Here is a 4,924-nt window from a genome sequence, read left to right on the forward strand (position 1 = left end):
CTAATGAATCTATCCAGCTCTTTTTGTCTTTGTTCACCAGTTAAATTATTCCAAAACTGATGTGAAAAACTATGTGAGGCAATTTCATAGCTTTCTGCCCAGTTTTTAATCTGATTCTCATATCTTTCAAGCACATTTCCACTAATAAAAAGCGTAGCTGAAAGATTGTGTTTTTTAAAAATATTGAAAATCCTGTCTAGATTTTCCACTCCTTCAAAGCTTTGTGGTTTAGCTAAGTCAGATTCAACATCAATTGAAACAAAACAAATATTCATAAAGTTAACAAAACACCTTTTAAAAAATTATTAAGCTTGCTGCTGGTATTTTATTATTTTTTTAATAGTTTCCTCTAGACTAAATTTTGGCTCATAGCCAATCATTCTTCTAATATTTGAAATGTCTGGCACTCTTCGCCTAAGGTCTTCAAATCCGTCAGGATAAGCTTGATCATATGGAATGTGGGTTATTTTTGAAGAACTGTTTGTTAATTCTATGACTTTTTTAGCTAAATTATTTATACTAATTTCCCTGTCTGCTCCCAGATTAATAACTTGACCTTCTGCCTGTTTTGTTGCCATTAATTTAATTAAGGCTTCAACAATATCTTCAACATCAGCAAAGCTTCTGGTTTGCTCGCCATCTCCATAAACAGTTATAGGCTCACCTTTTAGTCCTTGTTTAATAAAAGTAGGAACTACCATGCCATATCTTCCCACCTGTCTTGGACCAATAACATTAAAAAACCTGGTTACAATAACAGGTAATTTCTTTTCTTTGAAATAAGCTAAACCTAAAAACTCATCTATTCCTTTTGAAAAAGCATAAATCCAGCGATTATTATATACAGAGCCATAAATCCTATCATCTTGTTCTTTAAAAGGAACCTTATCCCCTTTTCCGTAAACCTCAGAAGAGGAAGCAATTAAAACTTTAACTTTTCTTTTTTCTGCTTGTTTTAATACTATTTCTGTACCATTAACGTTGGTTAAAAGACAATCTAAGGGCTCTTTTAGTATTTTCTTTACCCCGACTGCAGCTGCTAAGTGATATACTTGATCTACTTTTGCTATTAATTCTTTAATTAAGTCTTCATCAAGCACTGATCCTTTAGTGAAATGAAAGTTATTGTTATTTCTTAAATGATCAATATTTTCTAATCTCCCCGTTGAAAGATCATCAACAACAAAAACCTCTTCTCCTTGCTTAAGAAGTTTTTCAGCTAAATGAGAACCAATAAAGCCAGCTCCGCCAGTAATTAGTATTTTTTTATTATTCATTTTTAAGTTCTTTTATTCCTTGTTCTAAGGTTGTTTTAGGCTCCCAACCCAACAATTCTTTGGCTAAACTAATGTCTGCCAAAGTATCCCTTATATCACCGGGTCTTGCAGGAATATATTTAGTTTCTCCACCAACGAATTCTGCTATTTTATTCACTGTATAATTACAACCAGCGCCAATATTAATAGCTTCTCCCTTGCCAACCCTATCTGATTCCATAGCTAAAATATTAGCATTTACCACATCAGAAACATGCGTGAAGTCACGAGTTTGTTCACCATCTTCAGTAATTGTTAAAGACAATCCTTTTTTCTTTTGAGTTAGAAAAAGACCAATAACTGGAGTATAACTTCCCTCTTCGGGCTGTCTTTGTCCGTAAACATTGAAATATCTTAAAGAAACTGTAGGCAAATTATAGAGATCTGAAGAGAAGATTTTACAGTAAAGTTCACCTACATATTTCTGTAAAGCATAAGGACTTATAGGGAAAGCTGCCATGCTTTCTTTTAACGGCAAGTCATTACCAATGCCATAAACCGAAGAAGAAGAACTGTAAACAAATCTTTTAACTTTTGCATCTTTTGCAGCAACTAATGTATTTAAAGTTGCTGTAACGTTCATTTCATTAGTTTCTCTTGGTTTGGCAACTGACAAAGGGACCCTGGGTAAAGCCGCTAAGTGAAAAACAAAATCCACACCTTCAAATATTGGTTTAATTTTTCCAAAATCTCTTAAGTCAAGATTAAAAAACTTAGCTTTTGGATTAAGGTTTTCTTTTTTACCGGTAGATAAATTATCAATTACAAGAACCTCATGATTTTTTTCAATTAATTTATCTACTAAATTGGAGCCGATAAAACCAGCTCCACCGCTAACTAAAATTTTTGCCATATTTTTAAAAATATTAAAATGGATCTCTTTTACTGTAATTTTCAGGATCAGTAATTCCTTGTTCTTTTAAGAGTTCTTCGTTAATTTCATCAACTATTTTATGCAGTTTTAAATCAACGCCATTTTTCTCAGCAAATCTAATAAAAGCTTTTATGTCTTTTGGAAGGCAATTATGAGTTAAGACGCCTCCGCTTGTAAGATAGTGATTGCTTTGGGTTTCAAGAGCATAAACCCACTTGTTGCTGTTTAGATTTTCAACTTTTTTAATGCGAAGCAAAGCAATATTGTCATTAATTCTATCATAAGCCGGAGATTTAATAGTCCTGGCATTAAGTTTAACTTTATTTCTTTTCTCTTTTGTTAAAAATGGGAGCAACTTTTCAACCTCTTTAGATTCTGAAACCCGAATTTCATAACAAGGCACTTTTGATTTTTTTGATCTAAATATGCGTCTGCTAGACAATATTCCTTTTTCTCTTAACAACAAGTCGATTCCCTCTATTAGCTTTTTACTAACTGTGGCGTAATTAATAGTGCAGTAATTTCCCATATTAGATTTCTCTAAAGAACCATCTCCTCTGAAAAGACCGCTGAGTAGTTGGTTTTTTATTTCTTGCGAAGCAAAAAACATATAATCTGGAATTGATTTTGAATAGCAGCCCTTGCCGAAATCCTTAAAATATTCTGAAAGAATTCTTGAGGAAACCTTGAATGTAAGACTGCTTTTCTTTCCTTTCCAATAACCAATTCTAGTACTAAACTTGATATCTAACTGATCTAAAATAGAAGTTAAATCCTCAATAAGCTCTTTTTCATGATAACCAAAAGTAAATAACACCCTATTATCAGAAACACAACCCTCTGCAAGGTAATAACCCATAAGTCGAGCCCAATCTTTATTATTTTTTAATTGGACAGGAATCCATGTTCCTGTTTTCCCTGTTTTAATTTTTAATTCTTCTAAAGGAATCTGGGCTTTCATTAAAGATAGTGCTGGAAGAGAAACCGGCCTCTGACGTCTTAATCCTTTATATTGATGAAAGGTCAACTGCGGTTTTAATGCACTAGCAAAACTTTTCTGGCACTGCTCAACGAAAACTTCCTCTTTAACGCTAAAATTTTCAAAAAAATCAACTGTTTGTTTTTGATACAAGACAGGAAGTTTATCTAAAACAACTGGAATTCTGTCTTCTGGAGTTAAGTCTTTCGCTTCTTTTACAGTTTGATTATTGTTTTTATTAAAAGATACCACTAAATGATCTGGTGACATTTCCAAAGTCCTACCTTTTGACAAATGGATTTTTATGGTTTTATTAATCCTTCTTTTGCTTTTAGCTAAAACTTGCTCAATGAAAATTTTTCCATCTTTAGCGCTAAGAATTTTATCTCCAGACAATTTTTCAATCGGAACCACATCAATTCCATTCTCGCTGCATTGATAAACCATTTCATCGCCAACCAAACATTTCCCGGCATAACCTCTTTTTCCTTTATGAAAGATTGTTAAATGAGTTCTGTCAATTCTCTTGTCAGCAGACGCAGCATCCATAATTCTGTCATAATTAATGCCTAGCTTTTCACACAAATTATAAATCTGGTTTGCGAAAACTACTTTTGTTGAAAACCATGTGTTTCCAAAATATTTCACTGTCTCAGCTTCAGTAGCTGGTAGAATTCGTTCAAAAGGAGCTAGAGGTAAAAGATTTATAACGTCTTTTGCAATATTGAATGATTTTTTTGTATAACCAAGAATTTGCCTGTCTGGATAAGACATGTCCTGGTCAGCTGTAAGTTCTGTTAAAAATTCTGGGTTAAATAATATCTTGTGTTGAGGATATTTTTTTTGTAAAGATTCAGTGGCACCAGGCAGAACCGTAGATTTAATTACAATAACTTTTTCACCCTTAATGCTAGAAAGAGCATTTTCAACGTATGACAGGTCAAAATAACATTTTTCCTTATCAAAAGGAGTTGGAACACAGATAAAAATAACGTCTGCTTGGTTCATTTCTTCAATAGAACCCAAATTCTTGCCCGGGTCATATAAAAGGGGTTTAATCCCTTTGTGTTCTTCAAAATAGCGCCTTAAAGCGCCGCCAACCATGCCAACACCAATGATTCCTGGTTTTTTAAACATATTTTAATAAATACGATTGCTTATTTAAATTTAATAATCTATTATATAGAAAGCAAGCTGAAAGTCAATCTATTTTAACCAAGAAAACACTGATTTGGATGCAAATAAAAAGACTTTCAACATATGATTAGTCTCTATAGATATGACGTAGAAAAGCCTAATTTATTACACTGAAAAAAGAAGATTATGAGTAAAAACAAAATCTTATTCATCGTTACTCAGTCAGAATTCGGTGGAGCTCAAAGATTCATATTTGAGCTTGTTTCTCATTTAAATAAAGAAAAATATGAGCTTTTAGTGGCGGCTGGTCAAGGCGATGGCGAGCTCTTTGTAAAACTTCAAGCCTTGAATATTAAAACAATACAGCTAAAACATCTAAAAAGAAACCCTCACCCATTAAAAGCTTTGTTTTCAGTGTCAGAAATCCTTAATTTATTAAAAAAAGAAAAACCAGATACTCTTTTTTTGTGTTCTACAACAGCTGGCATATTAGGATCCGTTGCTGGTTCAGTGTACAAATCATTTAATAACAATAATTCAAGGTTCAAAATCATTTATAGAATTGGTGGTTGGGCGTTTCATGATCCAAGAAATTGGTTATCAAACCAGCTGATTTTG

General features: G+C 32.8%; 5 protein-coding genes. 1 reads left to right on the forward strand and 4 read right to left on the reverse strand.

Annotation, left to right across the window (positions count from 1 at the left end; all coding sequences use genetic code 11):
• The 4 genes from KJI70_03615 to KJI70_03630 all read right to left on the reverse strand — a co-directional run.
• On the reverse strand, nucleotides 1–275 hold a 275-nt coding region (locus tag KJI70_03615), incomplete at its 3' end, for a polysaccharide deacetylase family protein (GenBank protein MCP6718589.1).
• A gap of 30 nt (nucleotides 276–305) precedes the next feature.
• Nucleotides 306–1,277: an SDR family NAD(P)-dependent oxidoreductase gene (locus tag KJI70_03620; GenBank protein MCP6718590.1), complete on the reverse strand. Its 972-nt coding sequence runs from the start codon at nucleotides 1,275–1,277 to the stop codon at nucleotides 306–308.
• A complete protein-coding gene (locus KJI70_03625; GenBank protein MCP6718591.1) occupies nucleotides 1,270–2,169 on the reverse strand; it encodes an NAD-dependent epimerase/dehydratase family protein in 900 nt (299 codons plus the stop codon). Before KJI70_03625 ends, KJI70_03620 begins: the two co-directional genes overlap by 8 nt.
• 13 nt (nucleotides 2,170–2,182) lie before the next feature.
• A complete protein-coding gene (locus tag KJI70_03630) occupies nucleotides 2,183–4,306 on the reverse strand; it encodes a hypothetical protein (protein ID MCP6718592.1) in 2,124 nt (707 codons plus the stop codon).
• A gap of 186 nt (nucleotides 4,307–4,492) precedes the next feature.
• Between KJI70_03630 and KJI70_03635 the strand changes: the two genes are divergently transcribed.
• The coding region (locus KJI70_03635) for a hypothetical protein (protein ID MCP6718593.1) at nucleotides 4,493–4,924 on the forward strand (432 nt) is incomplete at its 3' end.

The organism is Patescibacteria group bacterium (assembly GCA_024238995.1).
GTDB lineage: Bacteria > Patescibacteriota > Minisyncoccia > Minisyncoccales > JANBVM01 > JANBVL01.

What these genes read in the sequence shown, in the direction of transcription:
- KJI70_03620 (MCP6718590.1), bottom strand. Translation starts at nt 1,277, where the DNA reads ATGAATAATAAAAAAATACTAATTACTGGCGGAGCTGGCTTTATTGGT.
- KJI70_03625 (MCP6718591.1), bottom strand. Translation starts at nt 2,169, where the DNA reads ATGGCAAAAATTTTAGTTAGCGGTGGAGCTGGTTTTATCGGCTCCAAT.
- KJI70_03630 (MCP6718592.1), bottom strand. Translation starts at nt 4,306, where the DNA reads ATGTTTAAAAAACCAGGAATCATTGGTGTTGGCATGGTTGGCGGCGCT.